Here is a 19,766-nt window from a genome sequence, read left to right as displayed (position 1 = left end):
AAAGTTTATAGTGACGTAAATTGATTGTTTTGCAAAAAAATTGCACTACGTGTTTCTGTGTGTAATGTGTTGTAAATGATAATATTGTGTTATATGTGGGTGAGTTTTTTATTCATGCGAGCAATATTATTGCATTATTTGTGTACTTTTGTTATAATAAATGGAAACGCATGAATGATAATGAATTGGTAAATTACACCAAGGAAGAAAGAAAAGCTCATATCTTAAAAGAGATTAACTTACATACCCGAGTGAGTTTCGACACACTTTCTAATCAATTGTTTGTTTCTGAGGATACTATTCGAAGAGATATAAATGAACTTGAAGCGGAGTCATTATTGATAAAAGTGAAAGGTGGTGCTATGACTAAAGCCTACCATCATTCTTCGGTAACACAAACTTACGCTGGTGAATCTAAACAAATAATTGCAAAAAAAACCGTTGGATTACTTCATGACGGAATGGTTTTGTTAATTGGTGGAGGAACTACAATTAGAGAGTTTATTCGTTTAATTCCTAATGATTTAAATCTTACCATTTTTACCGTAACGGTTTTATCTGCTGTAGAGCTTTTAGATAAACCGAATGTAAAAGTCATAATGATTGGAGGGAGTATTTCGCCTTATAGTCAGATGTGTGTGAGTGGAGATGTGTATCATCAGTTATCAAGTATTAAGGTTGATTTATTAATTTTAGGAACAAATGCATTAGATATCAAGGGAGGTTTTTCCGACTCTGATTGGGAAACTGTTCAGGTAAAGAAAGCAATGATTCAAGCTTCTCAAAAAACGGCTATACTTACCATATCCGAAAAATTGGATACGGTTTTAAAAATGAAAATCGCCAGCTTATCCGAAGTAGATTTTGTAATAACTGAGGTTGATCCTAATCATGAAAAACTTCAATCGTATAAGCAGGCTGTTCCAAATTTGACTTTTATTTAATGCCAATTCTTTATTAGGAAGTCTATCCAGTTTTGGTGAAAGATTTTTTTCAAATCCTCTTCGGAATAACCATTACTTCTAAAAATAAAAACTAATTTTTGTAAATCGGCGATAGTGTTTAGGTCGTATGGTGTTTGTTCTGTACCGAATGCACCATCTAGATCTGAACCTACGCCAATATGATTTGCATTTCCTGCCAATTGGCATATATGATCCATGTGTTTAAAAACGGTTTCGAGATTACATTGCATCCCAAGCGGAGTAGAAACGCCTCGTTCCCAATTTGGTACTAACATCCAAGCATCTAAAGCACCACCAATTACTGCTCCTCTAGAAATGAGTTCCTTGATTTGCTCATCACTATATTGTCTGTTATGATTTACTAAGCTTCGGCAATTATTGTGGCTTGCCCAAACAGGCCCGTTGTAATTTTCTAATGCTTGCCAAAAAGCATCATCGCATAAATGTGTTGCATCCAGAATAATATTTAGGCGCTCCATTTCTTTAAGCAATTCGATTCCGTTTGCACCCATTTTTCCTGTAGAGTCAGTTCCGTTAGCATAACGACCTGGGCCGTAATGTGCAGGACCAATAGCTCTTAGTCCGTAATTGTATGCTTTCTCTACATACGAAATGTCAATAAGAGAATCTGCACCTTCGAGACTTAAAATATAACCAATAGGTTTCTTGTCATTTGGTGTGCCATCATTCCATAATTCAACTTGTTTTAGGAGTGATTTCTTATCGGTAATTGCAACCATTTCGCCTTCTTCTTCCATGCATTTGTACCATGAAACTTGCGCTTGTGTTTGTGCCCAAGCTTGTTGTGGTGAGTTCCAACCAGGAATTTTGCTATCGGGTTTAACAAATCGTGCTATTTGAGTTGCTACTACAATACCGATGTTTCCTTTTCTTAAATCAGGAAAGGATACGGTAGCTTTTTCTCTATCGGGTTTGTCATTCATTCCTTTTTCTAAATGACGTAATGTTGATACATCATTTCTTAAATCTCTGTTCCATTCCATAGCATTCATGCTTAGGTCTAGATGTGCATCAAATATGAACATAGTGTTGCATTTTATTTTTAAATACTTATTTTTTTATTACGGGCAAGAACTATCCATTGGTTATAAATTTCTTGCTGGGTGTTTACTACTTGAACTGTTTCGTACAGAGCACAAGTAGGGCAAATGTGGTATGGAATAGCATAAATGGTATCGCCTAATTTGTATTGTTTGTTTCCTTTGTTTTCGAGAACTAAATGCTCTTCGGAATGGGATATCGGAACTAATTTGTTATCATTTAAAATTGTCAAACGTTTGTCTAGTGGATTTTCTGAAGCTACAGATTTGTATCCAATATCGATGCATAAAGTATTTTCTGAAGGCTTAGAAATTATTGTTCCCACTAAAACTGCAGCAGGTTTAAACTGTTGCTCAGGCAAATTAGTTTGATAATTAATATCCCAGAATACAAATGTGCCTGGACTAGATTCTACATTTTCCTGAGTAGCATAAAATGGAAAAGTATTAGAGCCGCCTGCGACAATTTTTAGTTTGTGACCAAGTTTTCGCTCAAGCGTAAAAAGTTTATTTTTTATTTGAGTAAATGTATCTGATGCTTCTTCAATTCGTTGTTCGACTGTACCTTTTAAATGACCATCATAAATATGTAATCCTAAGAAATTGATATTTGGTAATTGAGTTATGGCGCTAGCTAAATTATCCCAATTGCTTTTAAAATTTACTCCAGTTCTGTCCATTCCAGCATTTATATCTAGATAGATATTTAGCTTTAGGTTGTAGTTTTTTCCTAGTTCAGATAGTTCGTTTGCCGTATCAATGTTATCAATAATAGTCGAAAAATTAAGACTAGAATATTTATGTAGTAACGTGATCCAGCGTTTTTGTTTTAATCCTGTAGGTTGGTAGGCTAGTAGTATATCTGGAACATTATGAATGGCACATAATTCGACCTCAGCAATAGTTGCGCATTTTACTTTATTGATTTGATATGTTCTAAACAAATCAAGGACTTCTCCTAGTTTGTGTGTTTTTATATGTGGTCTTAATTTTTGAATGTCACCGTTTACGGATTCAATTAAGTGCTCGATATTGTATCGAATACGGTCGATATAAAGTGCTAAGAAAGGAGTGTCGATACGTGTTCCTGGATTTATTTCCCACCAATTATTTCCCATGTTTTTTTATTTTCTGGATTTTTCAACTACTGCAATTAAATTTTTAAAAGCTTCAAATGATTTATCATAATCTAGTTGTGATAACATTTCTTTGGAGAACAAATGAGAGCCAATCCCCACGCAAACAACTCCTACTTTAAACCAGGATTTTAAGTTGCTTTCTTCTAATGTTACTCCGCCTGTTGGCATTAGTTTTAAATTAGGAAACGGCGCTTTTATGGCTTTTACATAACTGGGTCCTCCTATTTTATCAGCAGGGAAAACCTTAACTATTTCGGCTCCTAATTTATTGGCATGGAGAACTTCGTTTAGAGTAGCAGCACCAGGAATCCAGTATAAATTATTCTTTAAACAATAATTTCCTATTTCTAAATCGGTATGTGGGCATATAATACAATCTGCACCAAGTTTATGGTACGTTTCGGCATCATTTACGTTTAAAACTGATCCAACAGCTAATTTTATATCTAGGTTGTTTGCGTTTTTAAAACTTACCATTTGGGCAAAAACTTCTTTTGCATCATCGGCACGTGCAGCAAATTCAACGATTTTAATTCCTGAATCTGCAGCGGATTGTAATATGATTTCGGCGGTTTTAATTCCGATTTGTGTAACTAAAGGAAGTACTCCTTGCGTTTTTAAAATATGGTACATTTTATAACTATGTTTTATCTATTAATTCTATTGCTTGAGCCGTTCTTAATGAAATGGTTTATCTCTTCGGGTGTAGTTATGGCAAAATCTCCTACTACGCTTTGTTTTATAACGCCACAAGCGGTTGCCCAATCTATACATTCTTGTCCTGATAGGTTGTTTTTAAGGCTGTAAAGTAATCCTGCAGTAAAGGCATCTCCTGAGCCAATCTGGTCGGTAACTAAATGTATAAGGTATTGTTTTGATTCGTAAAAGTTACCTTCATGAAACAGCATTCCTGAATACAAATGGGTTTGTCCTTCTGATTTTCTGAAACTCATTGCCAGTGTTTGCAGATGGGGCATTTTTTCTTTTAGCAATTCATACGTTTTTAGAAACCTATTAGAATCGGAATCGTTTTTATCTGTTTTAATATCAAAATATATTTCTGTTGAGTCTAAATCGGCTACAGTAATTGTGCTGTAATAAAGTAGTTCGGGCATAATCTCTGAAGGACTTTTTCCGTATTGCCATAATTTTGTACGGAAGTTAAAGTCGGATGATATGGTTATGCCTTTATTATGAGCTGCTAATATTGCTTTTTTACAAACTAAACCAGCCTCATTAGAAACTCCCGGACTAATGCCTGACCAATGAAAATGGGTTGTGTTTTCTAAAACTTGATCCCAGTTTATTGCATCTTCGGCAATAGTTGCAAAAGCCGAATTATTACGATCGTAAATTACCTGTGATTGCCTTATTTGGTTACCAGATTCTATAAAATATAAACCTATTCTATCTCCTCCATAAATACAATCTGTGGTATTTACATTGTATTTATGGAGTTCATTTAGTGCAAGTTGAGATAGATCGTTGCTAGGTAAACGTGTTATGTAATTGGTATTTATGCCTAATTGAGAAAGTAGTACACAAACATTTGCTTCGGCTCCTCCTATATGAACCTGCATTTCTTTGGCTTGCGTAAATCGATTGCCATTGGCTATGCCCATTCGTAATAGAAGTTCTCCAAATGTTGCAATTTTTGTTTGTGGGGTATTTGTATTCATAGTTATTATTTTTTTGCTACAGATTTCAGATCAAACATTTAATGTTTTTTTTACCATTAAGATATTAAGCCCGACTTTTTAATGAAACTTAATATCTTAATGGTTCAATTAAAAAAAATTAATGTTAATCATTTTAATCCGTTACATAACTTTTTTAATATAATTCGAAAATTGCTTCTACTTCTACAGGAATATTGTCGGGTAAAGAGCCCATTCCTACGGCGCTTCTTACTCCAATTCCGTTTTCTTGCCCCCATATCTCAGCAAATAATTCGCTGCATCCATTAATTACATAAGGATGGCGTAAAAAATCTGAAGTACAATTTACCATTCCGAGTACTTTAATTACTCTTTTTACTGCGTTTAGACTATCAAAATTGGTAACAATTGTAGACAACATTGTTAAGCCTACTTGTCTTGCAGCTAGTTTACCTTCTTCAATATCCATGTCTTCTCCAATTCTTCCTATAATTAAAGACTTATCATCTTTAACAGGCCCATGGCCAGATAAATATAAATATTTACCATCGACTAAGTATGGTTTGTATATACCCAGCGGTTTAGGAGCTGGAGGTAATGTTAGACCAAGTGATTCGAATTTTTCTTGTGGTAATAAGCTCATAATATTAGTGTATAAAAATGTTTAATATAAATATAAAAATAATTCCAAGGACGGATACTAAGGACTCCATCACTGTCCAGGATTTAATAGTGTCTTTCATGCTGGTACCAAAGTATTCCTTGAACATCCAGAATCCAGGATCATTTACGTGAGAACACATAAGGCTACCTGCGCCTATAGAAAGAACCAATAAGTTTGGGTCTAATGATTTTAATTGTAATAAAGGTACTAAAACTCCAGCAGTCATTAAACCAGCTGCAGTAGCTGATCCTACACAAATCCTTATTAATGCCGCTATTAACCAAGCAAGTAGGTAAGGGTGGATGTCAATTTGTATTAAAGATTCAACAATGGTTTGGCTTACGCCGCTTACCATCATTACTTCTTTTAGACTTCCGGCTCCGCCAATAATAAGCACTATTAATGCAACATCTTTTATTGCAACGGCATATTCATCCATGATAGTTTTCATGTTTTTTCCTGTACGAAAACCTAATGTATAGGTGCAAATGATTAATGAAATTAACATGATTATGCTTGGGTCGCCTATGGTTTTGCATAGTAGTTCGACTTGCTCATTTTTCCAAATTAATGGTAATAAGGAAGTGATTGTTAAACCAAATACCGGAAATAATGAAGAAGCTATACTTGTAAAAAAGCTAGGTCTTGCCCCATGATTTGTTGGTTCTTCGGTTGGTACAATAGTATTTTTAGTATCAGATTTAATATTCTTAAGTGTGTTTGAGAATAATAAGCCTGCAATAAGTATTGTTGGTATAGAAACAATAATACCGTAGGTTAGAACTAAACCAATATCGGCACTTAAGGTATTGCTTAAGGCCATTGGTGATGGGTGAGGCGGTAAAAAACCATGTGCAACCGAAAGTGATGCAAGCATTGGGATACCTATATATACTTTGGGTAGTTTAAATTGATTGGCTACAGAAAATATTAAGGGAACTAAAAGTATAAAGCCTACACTATAAAATAAAGGGATTCCAACAATAAATCCTGTAATCATTAAACCTAAGCGTACATATTTTTCGCCTGTCCATTTCATAACAGTTTCTGCAATTACAGATGCAGCTCCCGAAGAAACGGTAAGTTTACCAATACAAGTACCAAAAATGATAATTAAGGCAATTGAGCCTAGCATATCACCCAAACCTTTCTGAACGGTTTGTGTTAACGTTATTATTGGCAAGCCTAATAATAGGCCTGCCAATAATGATGTTATAATAAAGGCGATAAATGGGTTGATTTTAAACCAAGTTATTTGAAGCACTAAAAAGATAATGCATGCCGAAAGAATTATAATACTCATTTAATTTATTTATATTATTGTTTATCCCACCACATTCTTGTTGTGAACGCATCGCTGCCCTGACGCTTAACTGCTTCTGCTAAGTTAGCAGAATTAACAGAATATTCGGCAGTAGGATATTTAAAACGCCTTGGTATTGTGCCGTTTGTCACGTTTCCGGGAAAATTTACAGGAGTTAATATTGGGTAACCAGTTCTTCTCCAGTTTGCATAAACCTCTTGTTCATCTACAAATAAAGCAATCCAGAATTGAGTATGTATCTGATTCATTTTTTGATCAAATGTACCGCCTGCTAAATATGGATTTGCAGTTAAGTATGGCGTTGCATCAGTTATGGCATAAGATGGAGCATATATTCCAGCATTTAGGAAAGAAGCTCTTACAGCTTTTTCGTATAAACTTTGGTCAGATTCTCCCGCGTACCATCCTCTAAGAACTGCTTCTGCCAGATATAAATTGGTTTCGGCATTACTAAGTATCATAAGGGGAGAATCAACCTTAAAGACTGTACTTTGGTTTGGTTCAGAGTAAGTCGCTTGTTCAATTGGGGTAGGTGCTATTTTTGTTCCATTCGGGAAACCTTTTTGTATTGCAGGACTTGTGTTTTGTACATTACCTTGCCAAACACCTGCATATACACTAATCCTTGGGTCGTTAGTTGTTTTTAATACATCGATAAAGGTTTTGCTAAGTTTTCCGCCTTCATTATTTTTTTGTCCATTAGAATCTTTTACAAAATCAAGATTTCTTGGGTCTAAGGCCGAAGGGTTACGGTTTATGTCGTTTGGTCCGTCGTAATATCTCATTACAGCATTATCGGCACCATTAAGAATTACTCCACCAGCAATTGCTTTGGTTACCCAGGTTTTAGAAAGCGCTGGGTCAACTTTAGATAATCTCATTCCTAAACGAAGCATTAAGGAGTATGAAAATTTCTTCCATTTATCAATATCGCCTTTGTATATTAAATCAGCTCCACCATAACTAGGTTTAGCTGTTGTTAATGCCAATGCTGCTTCATCTAATTCTTTTAGTAAGTCTTTGTATATAAACTCCTGACTATCGTATTTAGGTAAAAAAAGTAGATCTGAATTTCCTTTCGCAGCTTGAGAGTACGGAACGTCTCCGTATAGATCTGTAACACGGTGAAACAAATATGCTCTCCAGATTCTGGCAATATTATACCTGTTTACGTTTTCTGGATTATCCTTTAATGCATTTATTACAATAGTAACTTCGTTTATAGAATTTGGATATATTCTTGCAAAAAAAGCAGAGTAATATACTTCGTTATCAAGGTATTTGTCTCCAGCTCCTGATGCTTCTTTGTAGGTTGAATAATGTTGCATCATTTGACCACATTCAATAATCGAAGTGAAAAAATAATTATTGTTTAATCCGTCAAGCTGAGATCTACTAAATATAAAATTAGGTGTAGGTTTATCTACCGCATTTGGATTTGTATTCGTGTCTTCAAAATCTTTAGTACAAGCTGATATACTTAATAAAAGGATGCCTGCTATATATAGGGTTGTTATCTTTTTCATATCTTTTATTTTTATATTTTAACATTTAAGCTTAAACCAAAACTTCTGGTTCTAGGCACACCAAATTGTTCTATACCTTGAGCATTACCTGCACTAAAAACAGATTCAGGATCTACGTTTGGAGTCTTCTTATAAAGAATGAATAAATTTCGGGCAACAAATGAAATGGATGCTGATTGAATTACAGATAGCCCTTTTATTCTGTTAATAGGTAATTGGTATCCGATAATTACTTGTCTCAGTTTTACAAAACTAGCATCATAAACAAATTCTGATGTTATGTTTTTTAAACCATCATAATATGTTCTTAAGTTTTCTGGAGTAATAACCATATCTACAGTTCCGCCGTTTTTATCGACACCTTTTATTGGTAAACCATTTTCACGCCCTTCCAGAGTAAGTTTTGTTAATCCCATACGTGTACCATATAAGTCGGTTCCAGAATATAAGCTACCTCCAAATTTAGCATCTATCAGGAAGCTGAATGTTATTGCTTTGTATCTAAACTCATTACTAAGTCCTGCTCCCCAAGGATGTACTCCCTGACCTAATTCTTCTAGAGGGCCTCTTTCTGTAGTTGCAGAACCTCCGCTTACATTATAAACCGTATTTCCGTTTGCATCTTTAAGAGGTTTGTATCCTTTTATAATGCTATAAGGCCTGCCAACATCACTTGTAATAAGGGCATAATTATTTACAGAAGTAGCCATTGTTATAGAGCTTAATTGCTCTGTTAGTTCTTCGACAGTATTTTTGTTGTAAGATCCATTGAAAGTAACATCCCATGAGAAATTCTCAGAACTCATAATTTTTCCATTGATTAAAAGCTCTACACCTTCGTTTCTCATTTTACCAATATTTAATAATGAAGTACTTGCTCCTGATGCATTAGAGATAGTCGTTTCTACAATATCATTGGTTGTTTTACGATTGTACCAAGCAAAATCAATATTCATACGATTATTAAAAAAGCCTAAATCGGTACCTAATTCAAATGTTGTCGAAGTTAAAGGGCTTAATGTAGGGCTAGGTACTCTCGAGCTTGTCGGAGCTTGTATTTGTTCCCCGCCATGTCCGCCTTGCGTCATTGTGTATGAAGGGTTCAATGCGTATGGGTCTGGAGTTGCTCCTCCTACTTGTGCCCATGAACCTCTTAATTTTGCAAATGAAACCCAGCTTGGCATTGTTAATATATCCGATACTATTAAGCTTGATCCGATAGAAGGATAAAAAATAGTATTGTTCTCTTTAGATAAAGTAGAGAACCAATCCTGACGTCCAGTAAAGTTTAAAAAGAATACATTTTTATAATCTAAATCTATTGCACCGTAAACAGAGTTAGTCTTGGTTTTTCCGTAAGGATATGTATAGCTTACAGTTTTTAAATTTGTTAGCGAGTAGAAGTCGTCAAGAACAAATCCTGTTCCGTCTACTCTTACTTCGTCTCTTAATGTAGTTCTTGAGTTAACTCCTAATAATGAGCTTAACGAAATTCCTCTGTAGATGTTTTTCTTGTTGTAATTAAGTATTGCTTCTGAATTTATATTGGATAATATCATTTTTGAACCTTGAACATAACCATCAGGAGTATTTAAAGATGTTTTAGGGATGTATCCAAAGAACTCATAGTTTGTGTAATCTTGACCTATACGACCTTGCAAAAATAAATCAGGTGTGAAATTTAGCTTTACGTTTGCCATCCCAACAAAACGATTTTTAGTATCGTTATTTTTGATCCTATTTACTACAAATTGAGGGTTTGTTGCAACAGGAACAGGATTCCATGCTACCTCCCTTCCGTTTTCATCATATCCAGGTGCTAAGTTTCTTATGTCTACCGTATTTGCAATTAAGTAAGTTCCCCAGTTAGGGTTTGCTTCAGCATCAGATACAGTTGGTCTGTTGTTTGATTTTTCTAGATTGTATTGCGTTACTACATCAAATTTTAGCCAATCGGTTAGGTTTACATTACTTGCTAAATTGATTGTCTTGCGATTAAAGTCGGCGTTAGGTACAATTCCTTCGCTATTCATATTAGAGAACGAAAGACGACCACTAGCTTTATCAGTACCTCCCGATAATGCAATCGAGTTTATATAAGTAGTTCCAGGTCTGTAGAAATTTTTAATATTATCTTTTTGTGGGCTATAAGGTCTTTTTACTCCATCAAATTGAACTACATCAGTTCCGTCCATTTTAGCTCCCCAAGACCAGCGTCCTGTTGCTATGGCTTCATTTTTAGTTAATGGTTTTTTACCAGCATCTCCAGCTCCGTATTCATATTGCCAATCTGGTATAACTGCAGGAGTTTCTAAAGTAAAAGATGTGTTATAGTCTATCCCGATTCCTTTTTGAGCAGAACCTCTTTTGGTTTGAATCAAGATTACTCCATTTGCGGCATTAGCACCATATAAAGCTGCGGCAGTTCCTCCTTTAAGAACAGTTATAGATTTAATATCGTCAGGATTTATTAATGCAGTTCCATCTCCTCTGTCAACATTTAATTTTGGAGAGCCAGGTGCATTTCCAGTTCCAGGTAAATTAAGTTGCGTGTTGTCTATCGGTAAATCATTTACAACATACATAGGTTGGTTATTTCCGTTTAAGGAACCATTTCCTCGTATTACAACTCTTGTAGAACCATTTGGTCCTGTTGCAGTACTACTAACATTTACTCCGGCAATTTTACCAACCAAAGCGTTAGATATATTGGCTTCTTTTGCTTTATTAAACTCAGATCCTTTTAGCTCGGTTACTGCATAGGTTAGAGATTTGCTTACTTTTTTTACACCCAATGCAGTAACAAAAACTTGTTCTAAAACATTTTCAGATGGTTTTAAACTTATAAGTAATTGATTTGTGCCATTTATTTTAGATTCGCTTGTTCCGTATCCCATATAGTTAACTACAACAAAACTTTCGTTTTCAGGAACATTTAGTTTAAAGTTTCCGTTTTCATCTGTAATTGTTGCTATTCTATTATTGCTTTTTGCATATACGGTTGCTCCAGCAATTGGCATTCCGTCATCTTGGCCTACTACTTTACCAGTTATCTCAATTTGACTTGTGCTTTGCTCTAAAGAATGCTTTTTTATTGCATTTCCATGTGCGTTTATTGTAAGACTCATTCCTCCAATAAATACTAAAGATAATAATTTGGTTTTCATAATTTTCTGGTTTTCATGGTTTTAAGTTTTGGTTGGTTATTTGTTCGTGGTCAAATATATATAATTTATTCTCACGATTTGAAATATTTTTGCAATATTTTGCAAAAATATTGCAATATTTTTTTACATACTGTTTTTTTATTCCCAAAAGTGTGATGTTTATTGGGTTGGACGATTTTTAAGAGAGAAATAGCTTTGAGCTAAAGTCAAAAGGAGTGATTTGTTTTAAAAAAGAGTATTTTTACAATATGAAAATCGCACTAATTCAAACAAGTCTTTACTGGGAAAATCCAGAAAAAAACAGAAATTATTTCGAGCAAAAAATTAATGAAATCAACGAAGCTGTTGATTTAATTGTACTTCCCGAAATGTTTTCTACGGGATTTACTATGAATCCTTCTCGCGTTGCCGAAAAAATGCAAGGAGAGACTGTTTCGTGGTTGAGGTCATTAGCTAAAGCTAAAAAAACAGCAATTACCGGAAGTTTGGTAATCGAAGAGAACGGTAATTTTTATAATAGATTATTGTTTGTTTTTCCTTCGGGAGAAATGCAACATTACGATAAACGACATTTGTTTACCCTTGCAGGAGAAGATAAAATCTATACCAAAGGAACTCAGAAACTAATAGTAGATTATCTGGGCTGGAAAATTTGTCCGCTTATTTGTTATGATCTTAGGTTTCCTGTTTTTTCCAGAAATGCAGAATCTTATGATTTGCTATTATATGTGGCAAATTGGCCAAAAGTACGTACCAATGCATGGGATACATTGCTGAAAGCACGTGCTATTGAAAATGTAAGTTATTCGATAGGTGTAAACAGAATTGGTTTGGATTATCATGAATACGAGCACATAGGGCACTCGCAAGTAATAGATTTTCTTGGGGAATATTTAATTAAACCCCAAGAAACAGAAGGTGTTTTTATTACGGAACTAGATAAAGAAAAAATGTACGAAACAAGAAAAAAACTTGATTTCCTAAATGATAGAGATCAATTTATAATCGAGGGATTATAATTTATTTCTTTTTATCATTTTTCTTCTTGTCTGTTTTTTTATCGATATCTGGATTGTAAGGAATGCTTAAATCAAAAACTTGATCAACATCCCAATTGGCTCTAACATCGACTTCTTTTGAGAAATAAATCACCTCTTCGGCATATCTTTTTTCTAAAAAGTTTCCTGGATCGTATTGTTTATTTTTATTATCGTCATAAATCGCACGAAGAGTAAACAAAGTTGGTTCCAAAAGGTCAAATTCTATTTTGGTATTGCCTTCAGTATATTCGTTAGCAAGAATAGTTTCTCCTTTTGAATTTGTTAGTTCAATGATTATAGGAAAACGTTTTGCGTTTTGTAAATTAAGAGTTAGATTCCCGTAATCGGCAGGAGTTCTTGTTGTTAAAGTATATTTTAAAGTATCGTTTGTCTTTTCGTAAAAATCAATTAATGCTCCAGGCAAAAGAGTAAATGTATATTTTTCCGAAGGCTCTTTTTTGAAGTCGAAGAACAGATGCTGGTTAAAATCATCATATTCAGTTTTGAAAGGAACTGCGACAGAATCTTTGTTTATTAATTTTATTTTCGATTCATCAAAACGAACTAATGGAGTTCCGCTTTCTAATGTAAATCGATCTCTAAAATGTAAGACTCCGCTTTGTAATGCAGTAATGTGTACAGTGTCTTTCTTTTGATCTTTTACTTTAAATGTGTAATTTTTTTTGTAATTGTCTTTATTAATTTCCATTGATAAAGAATCTACTTTTAGTGGTTTATACCATACCTGAAGGGAGTCTTTTTTAGGAAACTGAGTTACAATTGTTGGGAGAACTTCTCCATTGTTTTTTAAGATAATTTTAGGTCTTGAGTTCTTAAAATTTTGTTTTCCATCATAACCTACAATAAGTCTGTTGCCAGAAACTTGTGCTGGTTTATATGTTTTTAAAGGAAGAACTTCTTTAAATAATTCTAATTCATAAATAGTATCATTAGGTATAGTAATAGGGTGTTTTATGAATCCTATTTTGTCATCCTTAGGGTTGAATTTGTTGTTGTTTCCTTTATCTTTTAGGGCAACCAAAAGATATTTTCCAGCCTTTAGATTTTCTAATCTAAATGTTTTTAAACTATCTAAAGTGTTGGTAATGTATCGTGGGTTTTGTTTGTAAACAACAGAGTCTTTGTAGGTGTCGTTTATTTCATAAAGCATTACAGATACAAAAGAATCTGATTGTTTGTCATGCGCATCTTTTATTTTTCCGCCAAGGGCTAATGAGTCTATGTAGCTTCCTGTAGAAAAAATGTACTTAAATTGGTTGTACGGATTTCCCTCGTTATTATCAGTAATACTTTGCCCGAAATTAAAGCTATAAGTAGTATTAGGCTGTAAAGTGTCGTTTATTTTTATAGTAATGTATTTGCTAGCCGTAGTTGGGGTTATAAGTGGCTCATGCTTCATTGGTGGCGAAATAATCAATTGTTTATTCGCGTTTTTAATTTTTACATACTCATCAAATGTCAGTTTTATGGTGTTTCCTTTAAATTCGGTACTGAAATTTTTAGGAACACTAGATAATAAAACAGGCGCAAGAGTGTCTTTTAATCCCCCAGTTATGCTTCCGCGTTTAGCGCAACTTACCATTAATAAGGTCAATAAAAAGAAAATATATTTTAAGATGCTTTTCAACATAATCGGTTTAGATTTTTATTGCACAAAATAACAATTATATTTGCTTTAATCGAAATTTTTTATCGAATTATTGGGAGTTCTTGCTTCAGATTGAAATAAAGGGAGTTCGGATTTATCTTAAATTATTTATAGATAAACCTGTTTGTATTCTTTCGCTAAAATAAAATGTATCCTTACATTTGACAGTAAATTTAATTTAGAATATTTTGAAATTTCGCATTGTTTTTAGTGTTTTGTTTTTATTATTGCTTTCATGTAATAAACAAGAAAAACCAGTTGCAGCTTTTTATTATTGGAAAACTATCTTCAAATTATCTACAGCAGAGAGAGAAGCTTTACAGCAAAATAATATCAGTAAGGTTTATATTCGATATTTTGATGTCGATTTACATCCAAAAAGTCAAGAAGCATTTCCGCTTAGTCCAATTCATTTCGAAAATAAAACAGAAAACTTAACGATAGTTCCAGTAGTATACATCAAAAATAAAGTGATGTTAAAAAAAGGAATAAATGTAGATAGTCTGGCTAAAAAAACATTTGATTTTATCGAGTTAATAAATAAGAAAAATGGAATCTCGTGTCAGGAAATTCAAATCGATTGCGATTGGACATTGGCAAGTAAATCAAATTATTTAAAATTTATAGAAACTTTCAAGAAGATATCTCAAAAAAAACTTTCGGCTACAATACGGTTGCATCAGGTAAAGTATTTTGAAAAAACTAAAATTCCAAATGTAGATACGGGAGTTTTAATGTATTACAATATGGGAACAATTGCGCCAGATTCTCTTAATTCAATTTACGACAGAAGAGTTGCGCAACGTTATATAAAGAGTTTAAAAAAATATCCTTTACCGCTTGATTTTGCTTTGCCAATTTATTCCTGGGCGGTACATATTCGAGACAATAAAGTAATAGGATTAAAAAGTAAAATGAATGTAGAAGAATTGCAAAATGATGCTAATTTTGTACTAAGTCGAAAAAAATATTTCACTGTAAAGAACTCAAATTATAAAAATGGGACTTTTTACAAACAGGGTGATATTTTAAAAATGGAGATGATATCGAGGGATGATTTGCTGGAAATGGCTTCCGATTTAGAAGAGAATACAGTTCAATATCCTAAAGAAATTATTTTTTACGACTTAGATGAATTCAATTTAAAAAATTATGAAAAAAATGTTTTTAAACAAGTTCTTTCTTGTTTCTAGTGGTGTTTTATTATTTGCTTACGGTATAATTTATGCTTGCGGAGGAGGTGATGATTGGGGAATGGGGTATAGTTCTAATTTTACTCCCGAAACTTTTGTTGAGAAATCATATAGACCATTATTTTTATCAGGAGAAGTTTTTTACGGAATCGGTTTTGATACCGAACATAATTCTAGATTTAATGATGATATTAAATCAGATTGGAATGCTTACTTAAAAACTAAAGTTGATACTGCTACAGTAAGTTATTTTTTAATAGGAGATAATACATCAAGTTATTCGTATGATAAAGAAAAAGCTTCAAAATATAAAGGAGAAATTGAGCAACTTCATGTTTTTTTTAAAAACAAAAAAGCGAATCAGTCTTCTTTAAAATGGGGTAAGAAAATAAACCTGAAAGATGATAAAACAAAAGCTTTTATTGAGTTTTTATATTTGGCACAAAAGATAGAAACAGTTTCAGTCGGAGAAAATTATTGGAGTTATGAGCCAAGAGTAGCTGATACTTTTGATGATTTTAAAATGATCCAATCTATCGAAAATGTATACAATACCATATCAGATCCGTTCCTGAAAAACAGATATTGGTTTCTTACTATGAAAGCTTATTTTTATAGTAGTAATAAACAAAAAGCAATTACATTTTTTAATAAAACTGAAGCATCAGTTCCTAAAAATGTATTGTATTATCGTGCGCTTGCTTATGTGGCAGGAATAAATCACCAACAAGGTAAATATCCGGTATCTAATTATTTATATGCACAAGTATTTGATAAATGTCCAGAATTGAGAGTTGTTACGGCTTATAGTTTTCGCCCAGAAAATGAAGCAGATTGGAATAAATCTTTGGCTATGGCCAAAAATAATAAAGAAAAAGCAGCACTTTGGGCAATTCATGGATATTATAAAGATGAAGCGCAGGCAATTGATAAAATTTACCAATTAGACCCTAAAAATCAACACTTAAATTATTTGCTTACAAGATTGGTTAATCAACAGGAGCAAGGAATTAATAATTCATTTGAGTTGGCTAAAGTTAATTCTGAGGGTTCTACAGATTATAGTGCACCTGCAATAAAACAAACTGTTGCAGAAAACAAAAAAGAAAATCAAGCTAAAATTGATATTAAGGCATTCAATTTAGTGTCTAAGATAGCTGCAACAGGAAATACAGAAAAACCTTATTTGTGGGATATTGCTTTGGGGTATTTGCAAACATTAAAAGGAGAGTTTGCTAAAGCAGATGACAATTTTACGAAAGCAGAAAAAACAATGCCTAAAACAGAGTTGGCAAATAATCAGCTTAGGTTGCTTCGTTTTGTGAATAACATGAGTAAAATTGATAAGTTAACTTCTAAAAATGAAAAAACAATCCTTAAAGATTTAAATTGGTTGTATCAAGAACTTCCAAAGCAAAAGGTAGGTGATTTTCGCTATGAAAACGCTTCTAGTTGGAGTAAAACGTATTTGATGACACTTTATACAGAGCAGAAAGATTATGTAATGGCAGAATTGTTTGCAAATACTTCGGCTTATGGTTATTGGGGAACGGGGAATTCTTTTTACGATGTCGAGAAGAATTTGTTAGGAATGAAAGCATTTTTGGCTAAGCCAAATAAAACTGAAATAGAAAAAATAGGTTTTAGTATTTATAATCTGAGTTTAAATAACATTAATAATTTTCAGGCAATACAGGCAACGTATCAAAATAAAATTCCTGAGGCAATTGCTTTCATGCAGCAAACGGATACATTACAAAATGCGGTTTTTTACGGAAATCCATTTAATGGTAATATAAAAGATTGTCACGATTGTGATCATTCAGCATTTCAAAAAAAGAAATATTCTCAAATAGAGTTTTTAACGACAATAAAAACGATGCAAGATAAACTTGCAAAAAATGAAGATGTATATACGAATAGCTTATTGTTAGGAAATGCATTTTATAATATTACACATTTTGGAAACGGAAGAAGTTTTTATGAAATCGGAATTGTTGGGTATGGTTCAAGTCCATATTCGTTTAGAGATTCTATGAAAAAAATGATTACAAATTGCTCGGTTCCTAAAATGTATTATCAAAAAGCGCTTGAAGCTGCGACTACAAAAGAGCAAAAAGCAAAATGTGTTTATATGCTGGCAAAATGTGAGCGAAATGAATATTATAATAAAAAGTATAATTTGGCAAAAAACTGGTGGGATGTTCCGGATGATAAGATTAATTTCTTAGCGTGGAATAATTTTAAAATTTTGAAAAAAGATTATTCTGATACAAAATATTATCAAGACGTAATTGCCGAATGTGGTTACTTTAATACATACGTTAATCAATAAAAGAATCGGTGTTTTTTAAATCAATTTAAGATGATGAATAAAATAGAACATATAGGAATTGCAGTTAAAGATTTAGAAGTCTCGAATCTTTTGTTTGAAAAGCTTTTCGGAGTTCCTGCATATAAATCAGAAGCAGTAGAAAGCGAAGGGGTGATAACTTCGTTTTTTCAAAACGGACCAAATAAAATAGAGCTTCTGGCTGCAACAAATCCAGAAAGTCCGATTGCTAAGTTTTTAGAGAAAAAAGGAGAAGGGATTCATCATATAGCTTTTGATGTAACAGATATCATTGCCGAAGTGGAGCGTTTAAAAAATGAAGGTTTTGTTGTTTTAAATGAAACTCCCAAAAAAGGAGCAGACAATAAATTGGTAGTTTTTTTACATCCCAAAAGCACAAATGGAGTTTTGATTGAGTTGTGTCAGGAAATTAAATAATTTTAGAGTATTTAATGCGTAAGTTAGAGGTTTAGTAATCAGGTAGTTTTGATTTTGCTGAAATTATTAACGAAATTAATGTAAAAATCATCCCCAAATATTTGCTACAAATGAAAAATAGTAGTAATATTGCAACCTCGAAACCGGTCCTATAGCTCAGCTGGTTAGAGCACCTGACTCATAATCAGGTGGTCCCTGGTTCGAGCCCAGGTGGGACCACATTTTAAGCTTAAAAGCCTTTGCAGCAATGTAGAGGCTTTTTTTGTGGCTTTTTTTAAAAAACAACAGGGAATTTTTTTAAACCTCTTACAATTGTACTAGCTCGCCATTCGGGAGGGTTGGATTTGGTGTCAAATTTTATGTTTGGCAAGCGTTTTAAGATGGTATTTATGGCTATCTCGCATTCTAAACGCGCTAAAGGCGCTCCGATACAAAAATGGATTCCGTAACCAAAAGCAAGATGTTGAGATGATTTTCTCGTGATATCAAACTTTAGTGGATTGTCAAATTGAGTTTCATCTTGATTTGCAGAGGATAATAATACTAGTACTCCTTCTCCTTTTTTAATTGTGATATTATTGATAACGATGTCTACTGCAGCCAATCGCATTGTTGAAGTTAATACTGGTCCATTGTATCTCAGTATTTCTTCGACGGCGGAATGAATTAAATGAGGATTGTTTTTTAACAGATTTAGTTGTTCTGGGTGAGAAAGTAAAGCGTGTATTCCGTTACCGATTAAGTTAACTGTAGTTTCATGGCCGGCAATTATGAGTAAGAAGATTGTTGCGTAGAGTTCGTCTTCTGTCATGTGATTCTTGGTTTCTTCAAGTTTTAAAAAAGAACTGATGAGGTCATTACCTGGTTTTTTTCTGCGTAAAGCAAAGATATTTTTTAAATAATCAGTAAAGGCTTGTGAGTTTTCATTGATGGATTGTTTGTTTTTCTCGGTTATTTGGACTTCAATTAAAATATCAGACCAATTCCTGATTTTTTCTCGATCTTCGATCGGGAGGTCTAATAATTCTGTAATTACGATAATGGGTAATTGGTATGCGAAATCATCGATGAAATCTATTTTTTGGGTATTGTAAATGGTGTCTATTAATCCATTGGTGATTTGTAGAATTCGAGAACGCATCTCTTTGATTATTTTTGGAGTAAAAGCTTTTTTAGAAAAATTTCTTAAGCGGGTGTGTTGAGGTGGGTCTTTGGCAAGCATATGCCACCTTCGGAGTACGTAGGCGGGAGTGTTTCTTTCTGTTTTTCCTTTTAAGGGTTCATTAGTTGATGATCTTAAATTGTCAGGAGATTTAATAAATCTGGAATCTCGTAATACATTGGTTATATCGTCGTATCTAGAAATTAGCCAGACGGGGAATTCGTCTCCTAGTGTAATTTGCTGAATCGGAGCTGTATTTCTTAGTTTTTGAAATGTTAGTTCAGGGTTTGCAATAAATTCAGGGTTATAAAAATCAATCGGAACCTGTGGTTTTGTAGTGTAAGGACAGGTGTTTTGGTTTTCGATAAAGTTTGTCTTGTCGTTAATAACAGGATTTTTCATGGTAGGTATTTTTAGTGGAGTTGCGT

General features: G+C 33.4%; 15 protein-coding genes and 1 tRNA gene. 6 read left to right on the top strand and 10 right to left on the bottom strand.

Going from position 1 to position 19,766, the window contains the following annotated elements; all coding sequences use genetic code 11:
• The first annotated feature begins 170 nt into the window (after nt 1-170).
• Nucleotides 171-944, top strand: coding sequence for a DeoR/GlpR family DNA-binding transcription regulator (locus IW20_RS00805; protein ID WP_035617547.1), 774 nt, complete (start codon nt 171-173; stop codon nt 942-944).
• Here IW20_RS00805 and IW20_RS00800 read toward each other — a convergent pair.
• From IW20_RS00800 to IW20_RS00765, 8 genes are all read right to left on the bottom strand, one after another.
• Nucleotides 941-2,011: a dipeptidase gene (locus IW20_RS00800; protein ID WP_035617545.1), complete on the bottom strand. Its 1,071-nt coding sequence runs from the start codon at nt 2,009-2,011 to the stop codon at nt 941-943. The genes IW20_RS00805 and IW20_RS00800 overlap by 4 nt on opposite strands.
• A 17-nt stretch (nt 2,012-2,028) precedes the next feature.
• Entirely contained in the window at nt 2,029-3,144 is a 1,116-nt protein-coding gene (locus IW20_RS00795; RefSeq protein ID WP_035617543.1) for a D-TA family PLP-dependent enzyme, read from the bottom strand.
• A gap of 6 nt (nt 3,145-3,150) precedes the next feature.
• Complete coding sequence (locus IW20_RS00790) at nt 3,151-3,798, bottom strand: bifunctional 4-hydroxy-2-oxoglutarate aldolase/2-dehydro-3-deoxy-phosphogluconate aldolase (RefSeq protein WP_035617541.1); 648 nt, start codon at nt 3,796-3,798, stop codon at nt 3,151-3,153.
• 14 nt (nt 3,799-3,812) lie between these two features.
• Complete coding sequence (locus tag IW20_RS00785; protein ID WP_035617539.1) at nt 3,813-4,844, bottom strand: sugar kinase; 1,032 nt, start codon at nt 4,842-4,844, stop codon at nt 3,813-3,815.
• A gap of 154 nt (nt 4,845-4,998) precedes the next feature.
• Entirely contained in the window at nt 4,999-5,466 is a 468-nt protein-coding gene (locus IW20_RS00780; protein ID WP_035617535.1) for a RidA family protein, read from the bottom strand.
• Nucleotides 5,467-5,470: 4 nt separating this feature from the next.
• Nucleotides 5,471-6,790 carry a GntP family permease gene (locus IW20_RS00775; protein ID WP_035617532.1) on the bottom strand — a complete coding sequence of 440 codons (1,320 nt, stop codon included), beginning with the start codon at nt 6,788-6,790 and terminating at the stop codon, nt 5,471-5,473.
• A 14-nt stretch (nt 6,791-6,804) separates the two neighbouring features.
• Nucleotides 6,805-8,337: a SusD/RagB family nutrient-binding outer membrane lipoprotein gene (locus IW20_RS00770; protein ID WP_035617530.1), complete on the bottom strand. Its 1,533-nt coding sequence runs from the start codon at nt 8,335-8,337 to the stop codon at nt 6,805-6,807.
• An 11-nt stretch (nt 8,338-8,348) separates the two neighbouring features.
• Nucleotides 8,349-11,504 (bottom strand): SusC/RagA family TonB-linked outer membrane protein, encoded by a 3,156-nt coding sequence (locus tag IW20_RS00765; RefSeq protein ID WP_035617527.1) that lies wholly within the window; start codon nt 11,502-11,504, stop codon nt 8,349-8,351.
• A gap of 248 nt (nt 11,505-11,752) precedes the next feature.
• On the opposite strand from IW20_RS00765, the gene IW20_RS00760 reads away from it, so the two are divergent.
• Nucleotides 11,753-12,523, top strand: coding sequence for a nitrilase family protein (locus IW20_RS00760; RefSeq protein ID WP_035617525.1), 771 nt, complete (start codon nt 11,753-11,755; stop codon nt 12,521-12,523).
• Between the two features lies 1 nt (nt 12,524).
• On the opposite strand, the gene IW20_RS00755 is transcribed toward IW20_RS00760, so the two are convergent.
• A complete protein-coding gene (locus IW20_RS00755; RefSeq protein ID WP_035617523.1) occupies nt 12,525-14,195 on the bottom strand; it encodes an Ig-like domain-containing protein in 1,671 nt (556 codons plus the stop codon).
• A gap of 206 nt (nt 14,196-14,401) precedes the next feature.
• On the opposite strand from IW20_RS00755, the gene IW20_RS00750 reads away from it, so the two are divergent.
• The 4 genes from IW20_RS00750 to IW20_RS00735 all read left to right on the top strand — a co-directional run bounded on the left by IW20_RS00750 (nt 14,402) and on the right by IW20_RS00735 (nt 18,395).
• A complete protein-coding gene (locus tag IW20_RS00750; RefSeq protein ID WP_035617521.1) occupies nt 14,402-15,406 on the top strand; it encodes a hypothetical protein in 1,005 nt (334 codons plus the stop codon).
• Complete coding sequence (locus IW20_RS00745; protein ID WP_035617519.1) at nt 15,366-17,741, top strand: hypothetical protein; 2,376 nt, start codon at nt 15,366-15,368, stop codon at nt 17,739-17,741. Before IW20_RS00750 ends, IW20_RS00745 begins: the two co-directional genes overlap by 41 nt.
• Nucleotides 17,742-17,774: 33 nt before the next feature.
• Nucleotides 17,775-18,176, top strand: a complete 402-nt coding sequence (gene mce, locus IW20_RS00740) for a methylmalonyl-CoA epimerase (protein ID WP_081912417.1) — start codon at nt 17,775-17,777, stop codon at nt 18,174-18,176.
• A 145-nt stretch (nt 18,177-18,321) separates the two neighbouring features.
• Nucleotides 18,322-18,395 (top strand) — tRNA-Ile (locus tag IW20_RS00735).
• A 55-nt stretch (nt 18,396-18,450) separates the two neighbouring features.
• Here IW20_RS00735 and IW20_RS00730 read toward each other — a convergent pair.
• The gene (locus IW20_RS00730; RefSeq protein ID WP_165571399.1) at nt 18,451-19,740 is read right to left on the bottom strand and encodes a cytochrome P450 family protein; all 1,290 of its coding nucleotides are present in this window, start codon (nt 19,738-19,740) and stop codon (nt 18,451-18,453) included.
• Nucleotides 19,741-19,766: the final 26 nt, after the last annotated feature.

The organism is Flavobacterium hydatis (assembly GCF_000737695.1).
Lineage (GTDB): Bacteria > Bacteroidota > Bacteroidia > Flavobacteriales > Flavobacteriaceae > Flavobacterium > Flavobacterium hydatis.
The sequence above is the reverse complement of the archived record's forward strand: the minus strand, read 5'-3'. Positions and strand labels throughout refer to the sequence as shown.